The organism is Streptomyces sp. Y20, assembly GCF_043195475.1.
Taxonomy (GTDB): domain Bacteria; phylum Actinomycetota; class Actinomycetes; order Streptomycetales; family Streptomycetaceae; genus Streptomyces.
Map to the genome: position 1 here is coordinate 82,756 of NZ_JBIDDP010000013.1, position 21,493 is coordinate 104,248.

Annotated in this window: 21 protein-coding genes, 1 tRNA gene and 1 riboswitch; of the genes, 10 read left to right on the forward strand and 12 right to left on the reverse strand. The window is 72.3% G+C overall.

Features of this window, described 5'->3' with window-relative positions; genetic code table 11:
* Window positions 1–3: 3 nt before the first annotated feature.
* The 3 genes from ACGFT1_RS27825 to ACGFT1_RS27835 all read right to left on the reverse strand — a co-directional run bounded on the left by ACGFT1_RS27825 (window position 4) and on the right by ACGFT1_RS27835 (window position 2,191).
* Window positions 4–861, reverse strand: a complete 858-nt coding sequence (locus tag ACGFT1_RS27825) for a fumarylacetoacetate hydrolase family protein (RefSeq protein WP_373911734.1) — start codon at window positions 859–861, stop codon at window positions 4–6.
* A 210-nt stretch (window positions 862–1,071) separates the two neighbouring features.
* Window positions 1,072–1,782, reverse strand: coding sequence for a membrane protein insertase YidC (gene yidC / locus ACGFT1_RS27830; RefSeq protein ID WP_373911735.1), 711 nt, complete (start codon window positions 1,780–1,782; stop codon window positions 1,072–1,074).
* A gap of 97 nt (window positions 1,783–1,879) precedes the next feature.
* Window positions 1,880–2,191 (reverse strand): DUF6412 domain-containing protein, encoded by a 312-nt coding sequence (locus ACGFT1_RS27835; RefSeq protein ID WP_373911736.1) that lies wholly within the window; start codon window positions 2,189–2,191, stop codon window positions 1,880–1,882.
* A gap of 354 nt (window positions 2,192–2,545) precedes the next feature.
* Here ACGFT1_RS27835 and ACGFT1_RS27840 point away from each other — a divergent pair, with 354 nt between their 5' ends.
* Window positions 2,546–3,559 (forward strand): hypothetical protein, encoded by a 1,014-nt coding sequence (locus ACGFT1_RS27840; protein WP_373911737.1) that lies wholly within the window; start codon window positions 2,546–2,548, stop codon window positions 3,557–3,559.
* Here the strand turns inward: ACGFT1_RS27840 and ACGFT1_RS27845 are convergent.
* The 3 genes from ACGFT1_RS27845 to ACGFT1_RS27855 form a co-directional block, all read right to left on the reverse strand.
* Entirely contained in the window at window positions 3,556–4,605 is a 1,050-nt protein-coding gene (locus ACGFT1_RS27845) for a YDG/SRA domain-containing protein (RefSeq protein ID WP_373911738.1), read from the reverse strand. The two genes, ACGFT1_RS27840 and ACGFT1_RS27845, sit on opposite strands and share 4 nt — an antisense overlap.
* 667 nt (window positions 4,606–5,272) lie before the next feature.
* Window positions 5,273–5,752 carry a DUF2267 domain-containing protein gene (locus ACGFT1_RS27850; RefSeq protein ID WP_373911739.1) on the reverse strand — a complete coding sequence of 160 codons (480 nt, stop codon included), beginning with the start codon at window positions 5,750–5,752 and terminating at the stop codon, window positions 5,273–5,275.
* Window positions 5,753–6,085: 333 nt separating this feature from the next.
* Window positions 6,086–6,511, reverse strand: coding sequence for an Hsp20/alpha crystallin family protein (locus ACGFT1_RS27855; RefSeq protein WP_373911859.1), 426 nt, complete (start codon window positions 6,509–6,511; stop codon window positions 6,086–6,088).
* A gap of 185 nt (window positions 6,512–6,696) precedes the next feature.
* On the opposite strand from ACGFT1_RS27855, the gene ACGFT1_RS27860 reads away from it, so the two are divergent.
* Complete coding sequence (locus ACGFT1_RS27860; RefSeq protein ID WP_361990519.1) at window positions 6,697–6,999, forward strand: hypothetical protein; 303 nt, start codon at window positions 6,697–6,699, stop codon at window positions 6,997–6,999.
* A gap of 66 nt (window positions 7,000–7,065) precedes the next feature.
* Here ACGFT1_RS27860 and ACGFT1_RS27865 read toward each other — a convergent pair whose 3' ends face one another.
* Window positions 7,066–8,022 (reverse strand): GlxA family transcriptional regulator, encoded by a 957-nt coding sequence (locus tag ACGFT1_RS27865; protein WP_373911740.1) that lies wholly within the window; start codon window positions 8,020–8,022, stop codon window positions 7,066–7,068.
* 152 nt (window positions 8,023–8,174) lie between these two features.
* Between ACGFT1_RS27865 and ACGFT1_RS27870 the strand changes: the two genes are divergently transcribed.
* Window positions 8,175–8,702, forward strand: a complete 528-nt coding sequence (locus ACGFT1_RS27870) for a hypothetical protein (protein ID WP_373911741.1) — start codon at window positions 8,175–8,177, stop codon at window positions 8,700–8,702.
* A 41-nt stretch (window positions 8,703–8,743) separates the two neighbouring features.
* Here the strand turns inward: ACGFT1_RS27870 and ACGFT1_RS27875 are convergent, their stop codons facing one another.
* Window positions 8,744–10,219 carry an MFS transporter gene (locus ACGFT1_RS27875; RefSeq protein WP_373911742.1) on the reverse strand — a complete coding sequence of 492 codons (1,476 nt, stop codon included), beginning with the start codon at window positions 10,217–10,219 and terminating at the stop codon, window positions 8,744–8,746.
* A 182-nt stretch (window positions 10,220–10,401) separates the two neighbouring features.
* Window positions 10,402–11,715: a DUF445 domain-containing protein gene (locus ACGFT1_RS27880; RefSeq protein WP_373911743.1), complete on the reverse strand. Its 1,314-nt coding sequence runs from the start codon at window positions 11,713–11,715 to the stop codon at window positions 10,402–10,404.
* A 195-nt stretch (window positions 11,716–11,910) separates the two neighbouring features.
* On the opposite strand from ACGFT1_RS27880, the gene ACGFT1_RS27885 reads away from it, so the two are divergent.
* Together ACGFT1_RS27885 and rdgB are read left to right on the forward strand one after the other, a co-directional pair.
* Entirely contained in the window at window positions 11,911–13,254 is a 1,344-nt protein-coding gene (locus tag ACGFT1_RS27885; RefSeq protein WP_373911744.1) for an SGNH/GDSL hydrolase family protein, read from the forward strand.
* A 26-nt stretch (window positions 13,255–13,280) separates the two neighbouring features.
* Complete coding sequence (rdgB, locus tag ACGFT1_RS27890; RefSeq protein ID WP_373911745.1) at window positions 13,281–13,883, forward strand: RdgB/HAM1 family non-canonical purine NTP pyrophosphatase; 603 nt, start codon at window positions 13,281–13,283, stop codon at window positions 13,881–13,883.
* Between the two features lie 57 nt (window positions 13,884–13,940).
* On the opposite strand, the gene ACGFT1_RS27895 is transcribed toward rdgB, so the two are convergent.
* Together ACGFT1_RS27895 and bcp are read right to left on the reverse strand one after the other, a co-directional pair.
* A tRNA-Leu gene (locus ACGFT1_RS27895) sits at window positions 13,941–14,024 on the reverse strand.
* Window positions 14,025–14,139: 115 nt separating this feature from the next.
* Window positions 14,140–14,607, reverse strand: coding sequence for a thioredoxin-dependent thiol peroxidase (gene bcp, locus ACGFT1_RS27900; RefSeq protein WP_356823852.1), 468 nt, complete (start codon window positions 14,605–14,607; stop codon window positions 14,140–14,142).
* Window positions 14,608–14,700: 93 nt separating this feature from the next.
* Here bcp and ACGFT1_RS27905 point away from each other — a divergent pair, with 93 nt between their 5' ends.
* The 3 genes from ACGFT1_RS27905 (at window position 14,701) to ACGFT1_RS27915 (ending at window position 15,929) form a co-directional block, all read left to right on the forward strand.
* The gene (locus ACGFT1_RS27905; protein ID WP_373911746.1) at window positions 14,701–15,030 is read left to right on the forward strand and encodes a DUF3618 domain-containing protein; all 330 of its coding nucleotides are present in this window, start codon (window positions 14,701–14,703) and stop codon (window positions 15,028–15,030) included.
* Between the two features lie 55 nt (window positions 15,031–15,085).
* On the forward strand, window positions 15,086–15,445 hold the full coding sequence (locus ACGFT1_RS27910; protein ID WP_373911747.1) for a co-chaperone GroES: 360 nt from the start codon (window positions 15,086–15,088) through the stop codon (window positions 15,443–15,445).
* Between the two features lie 54 nt (window positions 15,446–15,499).
* Window positions 15,500–15,572: riboswitch (guanidine-III (ykkC-III) riboswitch) on the forward strand.
* Between the two features lie 36 nt (window positions 15,573–15,608).
* Complete coding sequence (locus ACGFT1_RS27915; RefSeq protein WP_373911748.1) at window positions 15,609–15,929, forward strand: multidrug efflux SMR transporter; 321 nt, start codon at window positions 15,609–15,611, stop codon at window positions 15,927–15,929.
* A gap of 2 nt (window positions 15,930–15,931) precedes the next feature.
* On the opposite strand, the gene ACGFT1_RS27920 is transcribed toward ACGFT1_RS27915, so the two are convergent.
* Complete coding sequence (locus ACGFT1_RS27920; protein ID WP_373911860.1) at window positions 15,932–18,733, reverse strand: transglycosylase domain-containing protein; 2,802 nt, start codon at window positions 18,731–18,733, stop codon at window positions 15,932–15,934.
* Window positions 18,734–19,854: 1,121 nt separating this feature from the next.
* On the opposite strand from ACGFT1_RS27920, the gene ACGFT1_RS27925 reads away from it, so the two are divergent.
* The gene (locus ACGFT1_RS27925) at window positions 19,855–20,655 is read left to right on the forward strand and encodes an ABC transporter permease (RefSeq protein ID WP_373911749.1); all 801 of its coding nucleotides are present in this window, start codon (window positions 19,855–19,857) and stop codon (window positions 20,653–20,655) included.
* Window positions 20,648–21,493 (forward strand): ABC transporter permease, encoded by an 846-nt coding sequence (locus ACGFT1_RS27930; RefSeq protein WP_373911750.1) that lies wholly within the window; start codon window positions 20,648–20,650, stop codon window positions 21,491–21,493. The genes ACGFT1_RS27925 and ACGFT1_RS27930 overlap by 8 nt, the downstream gene beginning before the upstream one ends.

Consider the following 21,493-nt stretch of genomic DNA (forward strand, 5'->3'; position numbering starts at 1 on the left):
GGCTCAGGCGTCCTTGAGTTCCTGCCGCTGCCGCCCGAGCCCCTCGATCTCCAGCTCCACCACGTCTCCGGCCCGCAAGTACGGCTTGGGGTCGGGCCGGCCCATGGCCACCCCCGCCGGCGTCCCCGTGCTGACGACGTCTCCGGGATACAGCGTCATGAACCGGCTGAGGTAGCGCACGACCTCGCCCACGGGGAAGATCTGTTCGGCCGTCGTACCGTCCTGCTCGACCTCCCCGTTCACCCACAGCTTCAGGGACAGCCGCTGCGGGTCCGGCACCTCGTCGGCCGTCACCAGCCACGGGCCCAAGGGGCAGAACGTCTCGCAGTTCTTGCCCTTGTCCCAGGTGCCGCCCCGCTCGATCTGGTACTCCCGCTCGGAGACGTCGTGCGCCACCGCGTACCCGGCGACGTGCGCGAGGCCCTCCTGTGCCGACTCCAGATAGCGGGCCGTACGGCCGATGACGACGGCGAGTTCGACCTCCCAGTCGGTCTTGACCGAGCCGCGCGGCACCAGCACGGTGTCGTACGGCCCGACGACCGTGTCCGGCGCCTTGAGGAACACCACCGGCTCGGGCGGCGGTTCGGCGCCGATCTCGCGGGCGTGATCGTGGTAGTTGAGCCCGATGCAGACGACCTTGCCGATGCGGCCGACCGGGGGCCCGATCCGCAGTCCGGCCGCGTCGAGCACGGGCAGCTCACCGGCCTCGGCCGCCGCCCGCACCCGGCCGAGCGCGGTGTCGTCGGCGAGGAGCGCGCCGTCGATGTCGTCCACGAGGCCCGACAGGTCCCGGAGGATCCCCCGGGCGTCGAGCAGCGCGGGGCGTTCGGCCCCTGCCGTACCGACTCGCAGCAGCTTCATGGTCACAATCTCCCTCGATCGCGGGCGCCCGGCCGGCGGGTGCAGCCGCCGGAAGGGCTGGACGATCCTCCGATCCCGCCGTCCAGTCCGCAAGACCCTGTTCACGGACTGGACCGAGGCCGCGCGTCCGGTCCGATCCGCCGCCCGGACCGTGGCCATGCCGCGCTCAGCGGGACAACGAGGGCCTGCACAGCGGGACTCGGCGCCCGTTCAGCGGGACAGCAGGGCCTGCTCCGCGGCGCTCCACGCCGTACTGGTGACCATGTACAGGGCGGCGGCGAGCGGGACGACCGCCACGGTGACGAGCGTGAAGAAGGACAGGAACGGCATCACGCGGGTGGCCGCGCCGAGCCCCGGCACCGCGCCACCCGCGCCCGCCGGTACCGGCTGCTCGGCCAGCGTCCGCCGGGTGCGCCGGTAGTTGACGGCGGCGACGGCCGCGACGACGCCGAAGAGACCGGCGTAGACCAGGCCGGCCGGGCCGAGCACCCCGCCGTCGGCCAGCGCGTCGGACCAGCGTCCGCCGAGCGGTGCCGCGAGGAGCCGGTGGCTGAGCAGGCCGTTGCTCTCACCGCCGATCGTGGAGCTGGAGAACAGGTGGTAGAGGACGAAGAAGGCGGGGAGCTGGAGCAGGCCGGGCAGCAGGCCGGAGAACGGCGAGACCTTCTCCTCGGCGTGCAGGTCCAGCACCGCCTGCTGCAGGCGCCGCGGATCGCCGGCGTGCTTCGCGCGCAGCGCGGCGACTCTCGGCTGGAGCGCGGCGCGGGCGCGCCGGCCGCGGGCGGCGGCCCGGGACAGCGGGTGGACGAGGAGCCGTACGAGCACGGTGAACAGGACGATCGCGGCGGCTGCCGCGGAGGCGTGGAAGAGCGGGGTCAGCAGGTGGGCGAGCTGTTCGACCAGGTGACTGACAACGGACATGGCTGAGCCCTCCGGGGGTCTCGTCGTGCCGGAAGTGAAGGGAGATCGGCAGGACGACCCGCGCGGGGTCACGCGCTGGCGTGCGGGAGAACGTGCCCTACGCGGCGGTCGCCGGACGGGCGGGTCCCGGCGCTCTGGGCCGCCGCCGGCCGGGCGCGTCGGGGTCACGCTGGGGCAGGAAGGCCGTACGGCGGGCCCGGTCGCGTATCGCCTCGCGGACGCGGGTGGGGAGCACGGCGGGGACTCCGCGGGCGGAGAGCAGGGCGCTCGCGGCGAGGCCGGCGGCGACGGTGGCGGTCGCGGCGAGGGCGACCGCGGTGGACAGGCCACCGGTACCGAGCAACGCGGCCTGGAGCAGCAGCAGGTGCACGAGGACGAGGGAACGCGTGACGGCAGCACGGCCGCGCATCGGCACTCCCCCTTCGACCTTCGCCCAGTGTGTCTGGTGCACCCGTTCCGGCACCAGGGCCCCAGCAGCCGCTTGGGCCGCGGCGGCGCCCCGCTCACCGGATCCGCCGGCGCGGGACCGGGTCCCGGCCCCGGCACCATGACAACGTCCGGGACCGGCGCGGAAGTTCCGCGCGGCTCCCCCTGCTCGGTGAGTGTTCTGAGCAGAGCCGAGCCGAACGGGGCTCAAAAGGTGGCGCCACCGTACGCCGGGTCCGCACATCGGCCGGAAGTCCACTCCCGGGGCAGCAGCCGGCACCCTCCACGGCCCCACCACACCTCACCTTCGTCACCGGCCGGCAGTACGGTGTCCCCCATGCGCCCCGACACGCCTGCCGAGAACGTCGACCACACCGCCGAAGCGGCACGCCTGGAGCGGACCGCCGGCCTGTACCCCGAGGACGCCGAGGTCCTCCTCCTCCGGGCGGCGGCCCACCTGGAACTGTCCGGCGACCGCCCTGCGGCGACCACCCTCTACGACCGCCTCCTGTCGTCCGACGAAGTCCTGGACAACCCCGCCCTCGTCCGCGCCCTGAAGGCGTCGAACCTGTGGGAGTACGGCCACGAGGCGGAGGCACGGGCGATCATCGAGGGCCTGCACGCGTCGGCCCCGCGCGACCCGGCACCCTGGGTGATCGTCGCGGAGGCCCTGGAGGCCCATGACGAGCTGGAAGCGGCGGAGGAGACGTTCAGCGAGGCGGCCCGCCTCCTGCTGGCGGACTCGGCCGAGCCCGCTCCCTCCACCCATCCCCTCCTCTACGGCCGCCACCGCGTCCGCCGCATGCGGGGCCTGCCGCACGACGACTGGGACGCCCTCGCCGACACCCTGCACACGTCCCCGGTCAGCCTGGACGAACTCCACGACCCGAAACGCGTGTGGTCCCTGGGCTCGGACAACCCGGCCGAACTGACAGCGGAGATCTCCCGCCTCCGGGCGGAGCTGGGCGCCTACCGCGAGGCCCTCTCCCGCCCCTTCCCGGTGGCCGTCCTCCACTGGCCGGCTCCCGAACTGGCCGAGCTGCTGGCGGCGTACCCGACCCTGACCTCCGAATACCCCTCCCACGAGACCCACCTGTCGACCATAGAGACCTCCCTGCGCGAACTCGCCTCCTCCGGCACGGCGAACCTGGGCATCGTCACCGGCACGGTCCCCTCGTACGAGGCCTTCGCCGCATCGGAGGGCGCCTCCCCGGGGGACACCACGCTCCTCCCCCAGTACGCGACGACCCTGGCAGCCCGCGGCCGAGCCATCGCCTGGCCGCCGCAGCGGGGGGCGGAGTGCTGGTGCGGGGCGGGGCCGGGGTATGCGGAGTGCCACGGGACGGACTAGCGGCTCAACCACCATTCGCGGTGGTATCGGACGTAATCCACGTGAATCGCGTGCCTTCGATGCCGCTTGAGTTTGGGTCGAACGTCGAAGCCGAATGCCCCTGCGCGCACGACAATGGACCAGTCGTCTTCGATGACGATGGCGCCTATGTCTAGACGTACGTGACAGTTGGGGCAGAGACAGAGGACGTTCGGCTCGACGTCAGGGCCCCTATGGGGCTTACCCAGGGGTCGAATGTGGGCGCCTTCGCTGTACGGCTTGCCGTTGGGGCCGAGCAGGCGAAGGCCGCACACTTGGCACTCTCCGTCATGGAGCCTTTTAACGTTCCGTATCACCGCGTCATCCCGAACGAGACGCTGCACCTGGCCCGTTCGCGTCTCGGGAAACCTTTCGGCCTGGACAGGTCCATCCTCCGCGGCTTCCTCTTCTTCCTCGGACTGATCAGCCGAGCGTTCGTCGTCTGAGCCTTCCTCAGAGGCTGCGTCCTGCCGCTCTAGCAAGGTGACGATCTGCTGTTCCAGAGAGGTTGGGTCCTGGTGCTCTTCGGGAAGGCGCTTCAGATCGAACTGACAGATTTCGATCGGTGTGCCGTTGGGTGCTGGTGACTGTGCGACGGCGGTCCGGATGTCCGTGACGACGTACAGGCCGTCGTAGCGGTAGCAATCGATGGGTGAGTACCGAGCGTCTCCCTTCCAGCCGCGAATGACCCGAACAGGATGACCGCGCTGGTAGGTCCGCTTCAACGCAGCATTGTCCGCATAATCCCAAGATTGACTACGCCGGAGCCGTGGCACCCCGTTGACCTTGTACTTGTCCACGTCGGGCGAAGCCCCTGTGTAGCGGATGCTGTCCCAGTCGTCGTGATCGTCCTCGTACCCTCCGTGCAGAACGATGGCATCCGCGACGTAGGCGCCGTCGTCGTCGACAAGTCTCGAGATGCCCCTGACGGTGTTGCTGTGCAGGTTGCTGCGCTTCACCTGCACGCGTCGGTAGAACTCCGCACCCGGAGCGATGCCCTCAATGTGACCGATCCTCTGTTCTCCCACGGCGCCATAATGAATCGGAACGATCAAACTTGTCACTCTTGATTCGCAACGTGACACAGCCAGATCAGACACCGCCAGTGGCAGGCGTGTATGAGGAAGTTGCCACCCGTCGGCTACAGCACCGCTGCACCAGATGGACTCCGCCACCTGGAAGGCAGTGGATGCGGAGGTCAACGAGGAGTCCACCCCGCACGTGCTCGCTCGCTACATCAGCGAAGCGGTGCCCATCCGGCTGAGTCAGCTGCCACACGACAGCAGGTCGACGCGCCCAACGCAGTCATCCGCTGGTTGGCATCTCACGCCCCTGATTCCGAGATGGATCAGCTGGTCGACGCCCTCACTGATGGCCCTCGGCAGCTGCGCGCGCTGGCCAAGCGGGAAGCATCAGGCGCCTACTCCATGCGCCCACTGGCCCCCCTCTCCGAGACAGCGCTGAGCGCGCATGGCTGTCCCGCCGCGAGACCGGTTTCGAGACGGCGTGCGTCGGTAGCTCAAACCTGTCGAACAGTGCGCTGCTCGACGGCCAGGAGTGGTGGGCCACTGCCGCTACCCCCAAGATGCTGGAGAAGTCCGAAGCGACCTTCGACACATACTGGGCCGAGCAGGCTAGGCGCCCAGCGACTTAGCGCCGCAGGGCGCCGCATGCCTGCGCGGCGCCCTGTGGGGGTCAGGCTGCTGCTGCCAGGTCCGCTCGGCCGAAGAGGAGGGCGTAGCCCGGGGGGAGCTGGGTCAGGACGCGGGTGGTCAGGGGCTCACCGATGTGGTCCGAGAGGACGCTCAGGACGGTGCTGACGTCCCAGCGGGCCGTCGCGGGGGTCGAGCCCTCGGTGCGGGTCGCCACCGAGTCGACGAACTCACGGGCCGTCAGGGGTTCGGTCCCGGGGACCTGGGAGGCGATCAGCCGGCCCGCCTCCAGGGGGAGGGCCTGGGCCAGGGCCACCCGCTCCTCTCCGGTGACGTGGCCGCCAAGGGCCGACAGGACGGTACGGGTGACGTGTTCCGCCTGAGTCCTCGTCGGGTACTGGCCCGCCTCACGCACCGCGTCGGTCAGTTCCCGCCAGCCGGCGTCCTCGGGCACGTCCTTGACGCGGGGGCGCAGGGACGGGGTGGGGATGGTGGTTCTCGGCTGCGGGGTTGTCACGGTCATCGTGCTGGCTCCTCCTCCGGGACGCTTCGGGGCACCGCAAGCCCGGTACCCCGTAATGCGCCGGGCATGAGCGGGAGTTCGGCCAAGGTGGGGCACGTGGCGTGATGTGCGCCATGGGGCGGCCCGGTACGCGGGCCGTGGTGGCTTGCGGGCCGTGATGGTGTGGGGGTGGTACGGCGCACCGGGCGCCGGCGGGGGGCTGCCCCGGCGGTGGCAGGCCGTGCGGTGCGCTCGTGCCGCGTGGGCAGGGGCGCGTCCCGGGCCCTGCCGGGGCCGCGGGACGCGTGGGTGTGGCCGGTGCCGGTCGCCCGGGCGGGGTTCGCCGGCCCGTCGTCAGCCGCTGAGCTGCTTCCGGCCGCCGCCCCCGCCGCTGATCTGGATGCGGCGCGGCTTGGCCTGTTCGGCCACCGGGATGCGCAGGGTGAGGACCCCGGCGTCGTACGAGGCGTCGATGCGCTCGGTGTCGAGTGTCTCGCCCAGGAACAGCTGTCGGGTGAACGTGCCCGTGGGCCGTTCGGCGACCAGCATCTCGGCGTCCTCGGGTGCGATGCCACGGCGTTCGGCGCGGACGTTGAGGACGTTGCGCTCGACGTCGAGTTCGATCGACTCGGGGTCGATGCCGGGCAGGTCGAAGTGGACGAGGAAGTCGTCGCCGGACCGGTAGGCGTCCATCGGCATCGCGGCCGGACGGGTGTTCGCCCCGAGGACCTGCTGCGCCAGCCGGTCGAATTCGCGGAACGGGTCGGTACGCATGAGCATCACGGGTCACTCCTTCCTTCGGGAACCAGGGTGCGATGCCCTACGTGTTCTTATATAACTCTCAGCCGGAAACTTGACAAGCCTCGACTCAAGTTCGGTTCGTGCGGCGTCCCGGGCGTTAGCCTCGGAGCAGACCTCGGGGCAGCAGCAGAGACACAGGAGCAGGGACACAGGAGGAGGCACTCATGGCCAGGGTTCCCAGTGCGGTCGTCGCCGCGACCGGGCTCGTCGGCGGCTACGGCGTCGCCCGCTGGACGAAGAAGCGGCAGCTGGGCGGGGTGGTCCTGGCCGTCGCGGGTGCCGCCGCGGCGCGGCAGTGGCGGCGGCAGGCGGGCGGGACGGCCGCGGGCGCGCTGACCGCCGCGTACGTCGCCGCGTTCGCCGGCTCGCATCCGCTCGCCAAGAAGGTCGGCGCCTGGCCGTCCGTCCTCGGCGTCGCCGGCGCCGTCGCCCTCACCTCCTGGGCCGTCGCCGACCGCAAGGCCTAGCAGCCGGCGGCCGGCGGCCCGGGCACGTCCGCCGCGGCCGGCTGCGCGTGCGGGCCGCCGACGACCTCACCGTGTCCCCTCCCCCGCCCGGAACGCCCGCCGGTATCCCTGGGGGCTGGTTCCCGTCACGCTGCGGAAGCGTTCGCGGAAGGTGGTGGGGGAGCCGAAGCCCGTCCGGCCGGCGATGCGTTCCACCGGGTGGTCCGTGGTCTCCAGCAGGTACTGTGCCCGCCGTACCCGCGCCCGGTGCAGCCAGCGCAGCGGTGTCGTGCCCGTCTGTTCGCGGAAGCGGCGGTTGAGGGTGCGGGCGCTCATACCCGCCCGCGCCGCGATCTCCCCCAGCGTCAGATCGCGGTCGCAGTGGTCCTCCAGCCAGGCCAGCACGGGCTCCAGGGCCGCGCCCGCCGGGGCCGGGGGCAGGTCGTGGACGATGAACTGGGCCTGGCCGCCCTCCCGTTCCAGCGGCATCACGGACATGCGGGCGGCGTGCGCGGCGGCCGCCGAGCCGAAGTCCCGGCGGATCATGTGCAGGCACATGTCGAGGGCCGCGGCGGCGCCCGCGGAGGTGAGGAACTGGCCGTTGTCGACGTAGAGGACGTCCGGGTCGACGGTCACCTCGGGGTACCGCTCGGCCAGGTGTCCGGCCGCCGACCAGTGGGTCGTCGCGCGCAGGCCGTCCAGCAGGCCCGTCGCCGCGAGCAGGAACGCGCCCACGCAGATCGACGCGATGCGGGTGCCGTGCGCCGCCGCGGCGCGCAGGGCCTCCGCGACGGCCGGCGGCAGCGCCTCCGGGGGTTCCGCGACGCCCGGCAGGATGATCGTGTCGGCCTCCGTGAGCGCGTCCAGGCCGTACGGCGCCCGCATGGTGAAGGCGCCGGCGCTCACCTCCTCCCCCACCGAGCAGACCCGCACCCGGTACGGCGTCCGGCCGTCGGGCAGCCGTGAGCGGCCGAAGGTGTCGATGGGGGCGGACAGATCGAACGGGATGACGCCGTCCAGCGCCAGTACGGCCACGGTGTGCATGGCAGGAACCTAGCCGTACGACGGATTGTCGCCGACAGTGCGGCAGCGGTGCGGCCGTGTGCCGGTCCCGGTGGCACCGCCTGGCGGGAATCCGTCGGCAGTCGGCATTTTCGCCACTCCTGCGGGATTCCCGCCGCGCCTACGGTCACTCCGTGACCAAGTTCCTCCTCGCCGTCCACGTCCTCGCCGCGATCCTCGCCGTCGGGCCGGTCGCCGTCGCCGCCAGCATGTTCCCGCCGGCCGCGCGCCGCGTCCCGGCCCTCCCCGCCACCACCGGCGACGCCGGCGTCCCGGGCACCGCCGGCGCCCCGAGGGGGACCGGTGACCCCGGCACCACCACCGGGACCGAAGCCGGCACCACCGTCCTGCGACTGCTGCACCGGATCTGCCGCGTGTACGCCCTCGTCGGCGTCGTCGTCCCGGTCTTCGGGTTCGCCACCGCCCGTGAGCTGGGCGTGCTCGGCAGCGCCTGGCTGATCGTGTCGATCGGGCTGACGGTCCTGGCCGCGGTCGTGCTGGCCGTGTTCGTGCTACCGGCCCAGTCCGCGCTCCTGGAGGGGAACGCGGACCGGGCCGGGCTGACCGTGCGGCTCGCCATGTTCACGGGGTTGTTCAACCTGCTGTGGGCGGCCGTGACGGTCCTGATGATCGTCCGGCCGGGCTCCACTACGGGCGCCTAGCAGGTCGCGGTGTCCGACGCGGCCCCGCACCCACCGGGGCGCTACGCCGCCGTTTTCGCCCGGCCGGCGACCGCGGTCAGCGGGCGGGCGACGTCCTCCAGGGAGCGGCGTTCGGCCCGTACCGCCAGGGCCGCCGCTACCAGGCCGGCCGCGCACATCAGCCCCGCGCCGATCGAGAAGGCGAGGACCGTGTCGCCGACCCGGCCGGTGCTGGTGAGGTCGGCGAAGAGCAGCGGGCCGCTGATGCCGCCGGCCGCGGTGCCGAGGGCGTAGAAGAAGGCGATCGACATCGCCCGCGTCTCCATCGGGAAGATCTCCGACACCGTGAGGTAGGCGCTGGAGGCGCCCGCGGAGGCGAAGAACAGCACCGCGCACCAGCAGGCGGTCAGGGTGACCGCGCTCAGCGAGCCCCGGTCGAACAGCCATGCCGTGCCGAACAGCAGCAGACCGGACAGGATGTACGTCGAGGAGATCATCACCCGGCGGCCGACCGTGTCGAAGAACCTGCCGAGCAGCAGCGGGCCGCAGAAGTTGCCGATGGCGATGACCGCGAAGTAGTAGCCGGTGCGGTCGGCGGGCACGTCGAAGAACTTCGTCAGGATCGCGCCGAAGCCGAAGGTGATCGCGTTGTACAGGAACGCCTGGCCGATGAAGAGGGAGAAGCCGAGGACGGCCCGCTTGCGGTACTGGCCGAAGACGGTGCGGGCGATCTCCAGGAAGGTCACGTTCTTGCGCTGGCGGATCTCCAGCTCGCCCTCGGGCCTGGGGAGCCGCTCGCCCTGCTCGGCCTCCACCCGGCGTTCGATGCCGGTGACGATGTCCTCGGCCTCCCGGTCCCGGCCGTGGATCAGCAGCCAGCGCGGACTCTCCGGGACGTGCCGTCGTACGAGCAGGATGACCAGGGCGAGGACGGTGCCCAGCGCGAAGGTCAGCCGCCAGCCGACGTCGGCGGCCAGCAGGTCGGTGTCGAGCGCGACGATGGACAGCAGGGAGCCGCCGACGGCGCCGAGCCAGAAGCTGCCGTTGATGATCAGGTCGACCCGGCCGCGGTAGTTCGCCGGGATCAGCTCGTCGATGGCGGAGTTGATCGCCGCGTACTCACCGCCGATGCCGAAGCCGGTGAGGAAGCGGAAGAGGAAGAACCACCAGGCCTCCCAGGAGACGGCCGTCAGGGCCGTCGCGGCGAGGTAGACCGCCAGCGTGATCATGAAGAGGTGCTTCCGGCCGAACCGGTCGGTCAGCCGGCCCCAGAACAGCGCCCCCACGCAGGCGCCCGCCACGTACAGCGCGGCCGCGGTACCGGTGACCTGTCCGGAGCTGATCGACAGGCCGCTGCCGGGCTCGGACAGGCGGCTGGCGATGTTGCCGACGACCGTGACCTCCAGACCGTCCAGGATCCATACGGTTCCCAGGCCGATCACGATGGTCCAGTGCCAGCGGGACCAGGGCAGCCGGTCCAGCCGGGCGGGTATGTCGGTGGTGATGGTCCGGCCTCTCTCGGCCTGCGCTGTGCTCATGGGCTCCCTCCCTCGCCGAGGACGGGATACCGGGTGCCCTGAGCCCGCCGGAACAGTCCGGTCCGGCGTTCGCCCGGGCCGGAGGGACCCCGGCCCGCCCGGACGGAAGAGCCCGGGCCCGCCGGCCGAAAGGGGACCGGCCCGCCCGGCCGGCGGGACCCGCCCCGGCCGGTCGGGCCCCGTCAGGCTCCCAGCCAGCGCGACACCGTGTAGATCAGCAGCCCGGCCAGGGAGCCCACGACCGTGCCGTTGATCCGGATGAACTGGAGGTCGCGGCCGATGTGCGCCTCGATCTTGCGGGTGGTGTGCTCGGCGTCCCAGCCCGCCACGGTGTCCGTGATCAGTGAGGTGATCTCCTTGCGGTAGGTCGTCACGACGTGCACCGCCGCGCCCTCCACCCAGCTGTCGACCTTCCCCTGCACCTTCGCCTCGGTCGCCATCCGGGTGCCCAGTGACAGCAGGGCGGCCCGGACCCGCAGCCGCAGTTCACTGCGCTCGTCGTCCGCCGCCGTCACGATCATCGACCGTACGGCCGTCCACGCGGACGCGATCAGCTCCTGCACCTCGCCCCGGCCCAGCACCTCGGTCTTGAGCCGTTCCACCCGGGTGCGCGTGTCCGTGTCGGACTGCAGGTCGGCGGCGAAGTCGGTGAGGAAGCGGTCGAGGGCGCCGCGCGCCGGATGGGAGGGCATGTCCCGCGTCTCGGTGACGAAGCGCAGCAGCTCCTTGTAGACCCGCTCGCCGACCTTGCGGTCCACGAAGCGCGGGGTCCAGCCGGGGGCGCCGCCCTCCACGGCCACCATCACGTCGTCGCGGTGCAGCACCAGCCAGTCGTGGGCGCGGTTCACCACCAGGTCGACCACGCGGCGGTGTCCGCCGTCGGCGACGACCTTCTCCAGCATCTTGCCGAGTCCGGGCGCGATCTCCCGGGCGTCCGCCCGCCGGGTGATCGCCTCGCCGACCACCGCCTGCACGTCCGAGTCCCGCAGCACGGTCAGCGCGCCGCGCAGCGCGGTGGCCAGCTCCGCCGTCACCCGGTCGGCGTGCTCCGGTTCCGCCAGCCAGGTGCCGAGCCGGCCGGCGATCCCGACCGCGTGCAGCCGCTGCCGCACGACGTCCTCGGAGAGGAAGTTCTCCCCGACGAACTCGCCCAGCGAGACGCCCAGCTGGTCCTTCTTGTTGGGGATGATCGCGGTGTGCGGGATGGGCAGGCCCAGCGGATGCCGGAAGAGGGCCGTGACCGCGAACCAGTCGGCGAGCGCGCCCACCATGCCCGCCTCGGCCGCCGCCGCCACATATCCCGTCCACGTCCCGGCTCCCGCGTGGCCGGCCACCTTCGCCAGCACGTACACCACGGCCACGAGCAGCAGCAGGCCCGCCGCCGTGAGCTTCATCCGCCGCACCCCGCGCCGGCGCTCCTCGTCGGCGGGGGTGAACGCGGTCATGGTCCGGTACGAAGCGCCCCGTCCCGTCGTTCCCGTATCGGTAGGTTCCATCAGCTCCACCCGTTCGGTGATCCCGCACACAATTGTCCCTGTCCGGCCGATTCCTGGAACGAAACCGGAGTTCCCGGCGTCTTCTGGACGGGAGTAGTGGCAGGGTCCTGTCAGATCTCCCCGGCCCGTGACGGATCATGGGCTCAGCAAGACCGGAGCCTCGGGCTCCCATCTCCCGAGGAGAACAACACAAGCATGACCAAGCGTCATGGTTATGCCGTCCTGTGCGCACTCGTGGCCCTGGTCGCGGCCCTGTCCGCCGCCATCTACGTCACCGTGGCGGCCGATGACGGCGCCCCCGGCGCCGTCCGCGGCACCCTCGCCGACAGCCGCCCGCACCGCGACAGCGCCGCCGCCCCCGCCTCCACCGGCACCTGGGTGGGCGCCTGGGCCACCGCCCCGGTCGGCGGCGAACCCGGCACCGAGGCGGCCGGCATGGCGGGCCGCTCGGTCCGCAACGTCGTCCACACGGCCACCGGTGGTACGAGTGCCCGCATCACGCTCTCCAATCTGTACGGCCAGTCACCGCTGACCCTCACCCACGCCACGATCGCGCTCTCGGCGGGGGACGGCACCGCGGCGGCCGACGCGTCGACGATGCGGCGCCTCACGTTCGACGGCGGCACCGGCGTCGTCATCCCCGCGGGCTCACAGATCGTCAGCGACGCCGTACGCCTCGCCATCCCGCGCGGCAGCGACGTCCTGGTCACCACCTACTCCCCCACTCCCTCCGGGCCGGTCACCTACCACCCCCACGCCCGTCAGACGTCCTTCGTCGCCGACGGCGAGCGCGCCGAGGACGTGACCGGCGCCCCGTACACCGAACAGACCCCGTACTGGCGGTACCTGACGGCGCTCGACGTCCTCGGCAACGAGGCCGACGGCACCGTCGTCGTCTTCGGTGACTCCATCACCGACGGCATCACCTCCACCACCGGCGCCAACCACCGCTGGCCCGACATCCTCGCCGGCCGGCTGCGCGGCGCCTTGGAGAGCGGGCGTCAACTGCCGCGCTACAGCGTCGTCAACGAGGGCATCAGCGGCAACCAGGTCCTCGCCGACGGTCTCGGGCGGCCCGCCGAGAACCAGAGCGGCCTCGGCCGCTTCGGCCGCGACACGCTCTCGCGGACCAACGCCAGGGCCGTCGTCATCGACCTCGGCGTCAACGACATCCTCCGCAACCGCGAGCTGGCCGACCCGGACCGCATCGTCACCGGCCTGCGCACCCTCGTCCGCCAGGCCCACGCCCGCGGCCTGAAGGCCGTAGGCGCCACCCTGATGCCCTTCCGCGGCCACCGCGGCTGCACCCCGGCCCGCGAGGCCGTACGGCAGCAGGTCAACGCGCGAATCCGGGCCGGCGGAGTGTACGACGCCGTCGTCGACTTCGACCGGGCCCTGCGGGATCCCTACGACCCCCGCCGACTGCGCGCCGAGTACGACTCCGGCGACCATCTGCACCCCAGCGACCTGGGCTACGCCAGGATGGCCGAGGTCTTCGACCTGAGCACGCTGCGGGGGGCGGGGCAGACGGAGCTGTGACCGGGGGGCGGGGAATACTGGCGGGCATGACCCGCTTGATCCTCGCCACCCGCAACGCCGGAAAGATCACCGAGCTGAGGGCGATCCTCGCCGAGGCAGGGCTGCCGCACGAACTGACCGGCGCGGACGCCTACCCCGGCATCCCCGACGTCAGGGAGACCGGCGTCACCTTCGCCGAGAACGCCCTGCTGAAGGCGCACGCCCTTGCCCGGGCCACCGGCCTGCCGGCCGTCGCCGACGACTCCGGCCTGTGCGTCGACGTCCTGGGCGGCGCGCCCGGCATCTTCTCCGCCCGCTGGGCCGGCCGGCACGGCGACGACCGCGCCAACCTGGACCTGCTCCTGGCCCAGCTGTCCGACATCGCCGACGAACACCGCGGCGCCCATTTCGCGTGCGCCGCCGCCCTCGCGCTGCCGGACGGCACGGAACGGGTGGTGGAGGGCCGGCTGCGGGGGGTCCTGCGGCACGCCCCCGCCGGTACGAACGGCTTCGGCTACGACCCGATCCTCCAGCCGGAGGACGAGAGCCGTACGTGCGCCGAGCTGAGCCCCGAGGAGAAGAACGCGATCAGCCACCGGGGCAAGGCGTTCCGGGCGCTGGTGCCGGTGGTCCGGGAGCTGGTGGGCTGACCACGAGAGCGCGAAGGCCCGCCCGGGGGTCCCGGGCGGGCCTTCGCCTCACACGTGTGCGGCCGGAGGGACTCGAACCCTCAAGGGATTTCTCCCACAACATCCTAAGTGTTGCGCGTAGGCCAATTCCGCCACGGCCGCGTGCACGCACATGCTACCGGTCACGGGTGCCGCGCCACGGGGGATTCCCGGCGGACGGAGAGCGGCCCGCACCGCGTCGCCGCGGTACGGGCCGTGGGGCCGCGGAGCGGGGCGGTCAGATGCCCAGGTCCTTGATGATCTTCGCTACGTGACCCGTCGCGCGGACGTTGTACAGGGCCCGCTCGACCTTGCCCCGCTCGTCGACGACCACCGTGGAACGGATGACCCCCAGGTACGTCTTGCCGTAGTTCTTCTTCTCGCCGTAGGCGCCGTAGGCCTCGGTGACCCGCTTGTCGGGGTCGGCCAGCAGGGTGATCCTCAGGGATTCCTTCTCGCGGAACTTCGCGAGCTTCGCCGGCTCGTCGGGGGAGATGCCGATGACGTCGTAGCCGGCGGCGGCCAGGACCTCCAGGTTGTCGGTGAAGTCGCAGGCCTGCTTGGTGCAGCCGGGGGTCAGGGCGGCCGGGTAGAAGTAGACGATGACCTTGCGGCCCTCGTGGTCCGACAGGGAGACGTCGTTGCCGTCGGCGTCGGGGAGGGTGAAGGCGGGGGCAACGTCCCCGGGCTGGAGTCGCTCGCTCATCGGGCCAGCCTAACCGGGGGGCCTTGCGGTGCGGTGCGGGCAGGAGCTGACAGACTGTCCGGAACAGCATCAGCAGACTTCGGAGGCCGTACGGTGGCGGAGACGTCGGACACCAGGACCCCGGCGCAGATCGAGGCGGACATCAAGCGCCGCCGTGAAGTGCTGGCGGAGACGCTCGACGAGATCGGGGTGCGGGTACACCCGAGGACGATCGTCGGGGACGCGAAGGCCAAGGTCGTCGCGAACGTCGATCACACGGTCGGACGCGCATACGTGCAGGTGAACCGGTTGGTGAGCGAGGTACGAGCGCAGTTCGTGGACGAGGAGGGGGCACCCCGGATGGAGCGGGTGGTGCCGGCCGCGCTCGTCGCCGTGGGGGTCGTGGGCCTGCTGGCCCTCACCGCCCGGCGGCGCCGGGGCTGAGGTGAGCGGCGACCCGGGCACGTACGGGCGGGGCGAGGACAGGTAGGTTCACAGCGTGAGCGCCAACAGAAACCAGCACAGCACCCCCCATCACGACAAGCTGCCCATCCGGATGCTGCACGACCGGGTTCTCGTGCGGCAGGAGACCGGTGAGGGCGAGCGGCGGTCGGGGGGCGGCATCTTGATCCCCGCCACCGCGGCGGTCGGACGGCGGCTGGCCTGGGCCGAGGTCGTCGCGGTCGGCCAGAACGTGCGGACGGTGGAGGCCGGGGACCGGGTCCTGTTCGACCCGGAGGACCGGGCGGAGGTCGAGGTGCGGGGCGTGGCGTACGTGCTCATGCGCGAGCGTGACCTGCACGCCGTCGCCGCGGACCGGTTCGAGGGGTCGGAGGACTCCACGGGCCTGTATCTCTGACTCCCCGGAGACACGGCGAAGAGGGCCGGTGACGATCGTCACCGGCCCTCTTCGCCGTGTTTTGCTATGTTCGCGAAGGAACCCGACGAGACGCGCCGTACCGGGCCGAAGGCAAAGACGACGCACCCGCGCAATCGAACGCCGCGTCTCGGAGGTGCCTGTCATGGCCTGGGTTCTGCTCGTCGTCGCCGGTCTGCTGGAGGTCGGCTGGTCGGTGGGGATGAAGTACAGCGAGGGGTTCACCCGGCTGGTTCCGAGTCTGTTCACCGGGGCCGGCATCGTCGCCAGCATGATCCTGCTGTCGTACGCCGCGAGGTCCCTGCCCATCGGCACGGCCTACGGCGTATGGGTGGGCATCGGCGCGGCCGGGGCGGCGGTGCTCGGCATGATGGTGCTCGGTGAGCCGGTCACCGCCGCCCGGGTCTTCTTCGTGTGCCTGCTGCTGGTCGCCGTGGTGGGACTGAAGGCGACCGGCGGCCACTGACGTCAGGTGCCGGGGAAGCCGCCGCCGCCCGTGTCGGTACCGGTGGCGTTGCCGCCCTGGGGGCCGCCACCGCCCGTCGCGCCACCGTCACCGCCCCCGGTGGCCGTACCACCGCCGCCGGTCGTGCCGCCGCCGGTGGGGGTGCCCCCGTCCGTGGCCGTACCACCGCCGCCGGTCGGGTCACCGCCGGTGGTGGTGGTACCCCCGCCCGTGGTCGTGCCGCCGTCCGTGGGGGTGCTGCCGGTGGTGCCGCCGTCCGTGGGGGTGCTGCCGGTGGTGCCGCCGTCGGTGGGGGTGCCACCGGTGGTTCCGCCGCCGCCCGTGCCGCCGTCCGTGGCGGTGCCGGCGGTGCCCTGGCCGGCGTCCGTGCCGGGCTGGGTCGGGGCGGTGGTGCCGGGCGCCTGCGGCTGGTCGGCTCCGGTCTGGAGCCGGAGGTCGAAGGCGCCGGCCGGCTTGCCCTTCAGCGCGTCGCGCGTGTACTGCGCCCAGATCTGGGTGGGCGGGCCGCCGCCGTTCATACGGGCCACGCCGAGGGCGCCGTACAGCGGCATGTGCTTGGCCGTCACCGGGTCCTGGCCCATGACCGACACCACGGTGGCCAGGTCGGGGGTGTATCCGGCGAACCAGGCGGCGGTGTCGCTCTCGGCGGTACCGGTCTTGCCGGCCGCCGCCCGGCCCGCGCCCTGCGCGGCGGTGGCGGTGCCGCTCTCGACCACGCTGCGCAGCACGGAGGTGGTGGTGTCGGCGGCCTCCCGGCTGACGGCCTGCCTGACCCGGCGTCCGGGCAGCTCGATCGCCGCGGTGCCGTCCTTGGTGATCTTCTGGACCAGCGTGTACGTGCCGTGCTTGCCGTGGTTGGCGAGCGTGGCGTAGGCCTCCGCCATGTCCAGGACGCTGGCGTTGGCGGTGCCGAGGGCCATCGACGGGGACGGGTAGAGGTCCGGGGTGCCGGCGGGGATGCCGAGGTCGACCGCGGTCTGCTTGACCTTGGCGGGACCCACGTCGGCGGCCATCTGCGCGTACACCGAGTTCACCGACAGGTCGGTGGCCTTGCCGACGGTGATCGGACCGTACGACTTCTGGTCCTCGTTCTCCGGGTTGTACGGCGCGCCGCTCCAGCCCTGGACGGTGCGCTTGTTGGTGCCGTCGTAGATCGTGTTCGGGGTGATCGTGCGGCCGTCCTGGGTGGTCGAGCCGTTCTCCACCGCCGCGGTGAACACGAACGGCTTGAACGTCGAGCCGACCTGGAAGTCACCGCGGGTCGCGCCGTTGGTGTACTGCTTCACGTAGTCGACGCCGCCGTACATGGCGACGACCTCACCGGTCCTGGGGTCGACGGAGGCGCCGCCGGCCCGGACGTAGGTGTCGGCCTTGCGGTTCTTCTTGTCCAGCTTCGACATCAGCTGGTCGTCGACGGCCTTGACGAAGGCGTCCTGCTTGTTCTTCTGGATGGTCGTGGTGATGCGGTAGCCGCCGGCCTGCAACTGGTCGGCCGTCACGATCTTGTTGGTGATCAGGTAGTGCCGGACCGCCTCGACGAGATAACCGCGCTGACCGGACAGGCCCGTGGAGAGTATCTGCTCCTTGGGCATGGGGAACTTCACGCCGGCGCGCTCGGAGGCGCTGAGCCAGCCCTTCTTCACCATGCCGTCCAGGACGTAGTTCCAGCGGGCGACGGCCGCCTTCTTGTTCTCGGGGTGCGCCACGACGTCGTACTCGCTGGGCGCGTTGACGAGCGCGGCGAGATAGGCGGCACGGGCCGGGTCGAGGTCGGCGGCGTCACGGCTGTAGTACGCCTGGGCGGCGGCCTGGATGCCGTAGGCGCTGCGGCCGAAGTAGCTGGTGTTGAGGTAGCCCTCGAGGATCTCGTTCTTGGACTTCTCGCGGTCCAGCTTGATCGAGATGAAGAACTCCTTGGCCTTGCGGGTGAGCGTCTGCTCCTGGCCCAGGTAGTAGTTCTTCACGTACTGCTGGGTGATCGTGGAGCCGGACTGCTTGCCCTTGCCCGTCGCGGTGTTCCAGCCCGCGCGGAGCATCGCCTTGGGGTCGACGGCGGACTCGGTGTAGAAGTCCCGGTCCTCGGCGGCCAGTACGGCGTGCTGGGCGTCCTTGGAGATCCCGGCGAGACCGACGTTCTCGCGGTTGACCTGGCTGTCGCGTGTGTCGCGGGCGATCTGGGAGCCGTCGGCGTAGAGGTAGACGTTGGCCTGCTTGGTGGCGAAGGCATTGGCCGACGGGATCTTGACCAGGGAGTAGCCGACGAAGAAGACGCCGACGAGGAGAAGCACGCCGACGACGAAGGTGCCCAGCACCATGCGCCACGTCGGCAGAAGCCGCCGCCACCCGGTCCGCCGGGGCCGCTTGCCCTTCCTGCCCTTGCCACCGCCGTTGCCCTCACCGCTGCCGCCGCCGTCGCCTCCGGCGGTCGGGCCGTCGGTGGTGGCGAGCGCGGTGGTCTCGGCCCCGGAAGAGCCGGGGCGGGCGGCGGCGCCGGCACCGGCACCGGCCGGGGACGACTGAGCGGCGGCTGAGGCGGCCGCACCGGCTGCCCCGACGGCACCGGCCGCTCGTGCGGCGCGGGCGGCCCGTGCGGCGGCCGGGGAGGACGCTGCGGCCGAAGCGGCGGCGCCGGTGCTCTTGGCGGCGGCGCCGGTGCCGGAGTCCTGGCCGGCCGGGCGGGGCACGGAGGTACGGGGAGTACGTCCGGCGGGGTCCTGCTTCGCCGGCGAGGAGGCGCCGGCCTCACCGGGCTCCCCCGGGCGAGGCGCGGCGACCCGCCGCAGCACCTGCGTGGTCTCGGCCACCGGCGCCCCACCGGCACCGGGCGCCTTGCCGGGACCTCGGGCAGGACCGGGCGCCTTGCCGGAAGCGGCAGCGGTACCGGCACTCGCGGCGGCACCGGCCGCCTTGCCGGCCGCCTCGGCGGCTCCGGGTGCCTGTCCGGACCGCGGCTGCCTGGGGCCCTTCCCGGACTGCGCCGAGGACGCGGATCCGGCGGCGGACGCCTCGGGTCCCCTGGGCGGGGTGATGCGCCGGAGCACCTGGGTGCTCTCGGCCGACTGAGCCTGCTCCGACACGGGCGCGCCCTCGGAGGCACCCGCCCCACCGGCGCGGGACCCCTTGCCGGCGGCCCCGCCGGAACCCTTGGCGGCGTCGGAGCCCGCGCCACCCGAACCGGCAGCGCCGCCAGACCCCTCGGCGCCACCGGAGCCCGCAGGGGCGCCCGTGCCCCCGGGCCTGCCGGTGTCCGCGGCCTCGGACTGTTCCGTCCGGGCCCGGGCCGCCTGGCGGGCGCGGGCCATGGAGGCCGTACGGTCCTGGGCGCCGGAGCCGGAGCCGGAGCCGGAAACGGAACGGGACGGCGAGTCCGCCGGACCGGACCCGGGGCGGGGCGTCCGGTTCGTTTCCCGGCCGGGTGCTCCCGGGGTGTCGCGGTCGGCATCGGGCCCGGGGGTGCCCGCCCGGGTGCCCTCGGCTCCGCGGGCCCCGGGACCGGCACCGCTGCCGGTGCCGGTGCCGGAGGTCGTGGGGCCGGCCGGGCCGGCCGTGGTGTGCGGGCGGCGGGCGGCGGGCTCGCGGGGCGGCCGGCTCGCGGTGTCGTCGGACCCGCTCGTCCCCCCGCGCGGCTCGCGGCGCCCCGGATTCCCGGACCCTTCAGCCGGCAGCGGCTTTTTCGGTGCCGCGCCCTCGTTCGGCTGCTGCGGCTGCGGCTCGTCGCTCATGTCGTGCACGGACTCCTGTTTCGCGTCGTACGTTCCCGTACGCCTCGTACGCCTTCTGCGCCCCCTGTTTGAAGACTCTCGCACCTGGCGTTCCGTTCCCGGATTCCGGCACGCTTCCGGCCGGATAACGCGTGGCCGACCGCCGGGGCTCCGGACTAGGCTCCTGCGCTTCGGTGTCGAGCAGTCCGGGGAGGTCGACTGACGTGGGTGCGGGACGGTTGTATGCGGCCGTCGCGGCAGGGGGCTTCAGACGGTACGCGACCTATCGGGCCGCCACTGCGGCAGGGGTGTTCACGAACACGGCCTTCGGGCTGATCCTCGTCTACACCTACCGCGCGCTGTGGGACCAGAAGCCGCACCTCGGCGGGTACGACCAGGCGCAGGTCGTCACCTATGTCTGGCTCGGCCAGGCATTCCTGTCGACGCTCGCGATCGGGGGCGGCGGCGTCGAGGAGGAGTTGATCGAGCGCATCCGTACGGGTGATGTGGTCATCGACCTGTACCGGCCGGCCGACCTCCAGCTGTGGTGGCTGGCGGCGGACCTGGGCCGGGCGTTGTTCCAGCTGGTCGGCCGGGGACTCGTCCCGTTCCTGTTCGGCGCCCTGTGCTTCCCGGTGTACCTGCCGTCCGACGCCGGCACGTGGGTGGCCTTCCTGGTCGCCGTGCTGCTCGCGATGCTGGTGGGTTTCGGCATCCGGTACCTGGTGGCGCTGAGCGCGTTCTGGCTGCTGGACGGCACCGGCGTGGGGCAGATGGCGTGGCTGCTGGGGTACTTCTGCTCGGGGATGCTGCTGCCGCTGAACGTGTTCCCGGGCGCGTTCGGCGAGGTCGTACGGGCGCTGCCGTGGTCCTCGCTGCTCCAGGCGCCGGCGGACATCCTGCTGGGGCACGGGGATCCGCTGCCCACCTATCTGTTCCAGGCGGCGTGGGCGGCGGTGCTGCTGGGCGCGGGGCGGCTGGTGCAGTCGGCGGCGACGCGCCGGGTGGTGGTGCAGGGTGGCTGAGGGGAGCCCGGCGGTGCCGGGGACGCTGGAGCGCCTGGCCGGGTGGGTGCGGGCGTACCGGCTGGTGGCGGGGATGTGGATCCGGTCGACGATGGCCTACCGCGCGTCGTTCGCCATGACCACGTTCGGGAACTTCGCGGCGACCTTCTTCGACTTCGTCACGATCATGCTGATGTTCTCCCGGGTGGACACGCTGGGCGGCTACTCGCTGCCCGAGGTGGCGTTCCTGTACGGGCTGTCCGCGACCTCGTTCGGGCTGGCGGACCTGGTGATCGGCTCGATGGACCGGCTGGGGCGGCGGGTTCGGGACGGAACGCTGGACACGCTGCTGGTGCGGCCGGCACCGGTGCTGGCGCAGGTGGCGGCCGACCGGTTCGCGCTGCGCCGGCTGGGCCGGGTGACGCAGGGGGCGCTGGTGCTGGGCTGGTCGCTGACCCGGCTGGACATCGCGTGGACGGTGCCGAAGGTGCTGCTGATGCCGGTGATCGTGGTGAGCGGCTTCGGGATCTTCGCCGCGGTGTTCGTGGCGGGGGCGGCGTTCCAGTTCCTGGCCCAGGACGCCTCGGAGGTGCAGAACGCCTTCACCTACGGCGGTACGACGCTGTTGCAGTATCCGCCGTCGGTGTTCGCGAAGGAGCTGGTGCGCGGGGTGACGTTCGTGCTGCCGCTGGCCTTCGTCAACTGGCTGCCCGCGTGCTACGTGCTGGGGCGGCCGTATCCGCTGGACCTGCCGACGTGGACCGCGTTCACCTCGCCGCTGGTGGCGGTGGGGTGCTGTGCGCTGGCCGGGCTGGCCTGGCGGGCGGGACTCCGTTCGTATCGCGGCACAGGGAGTTAG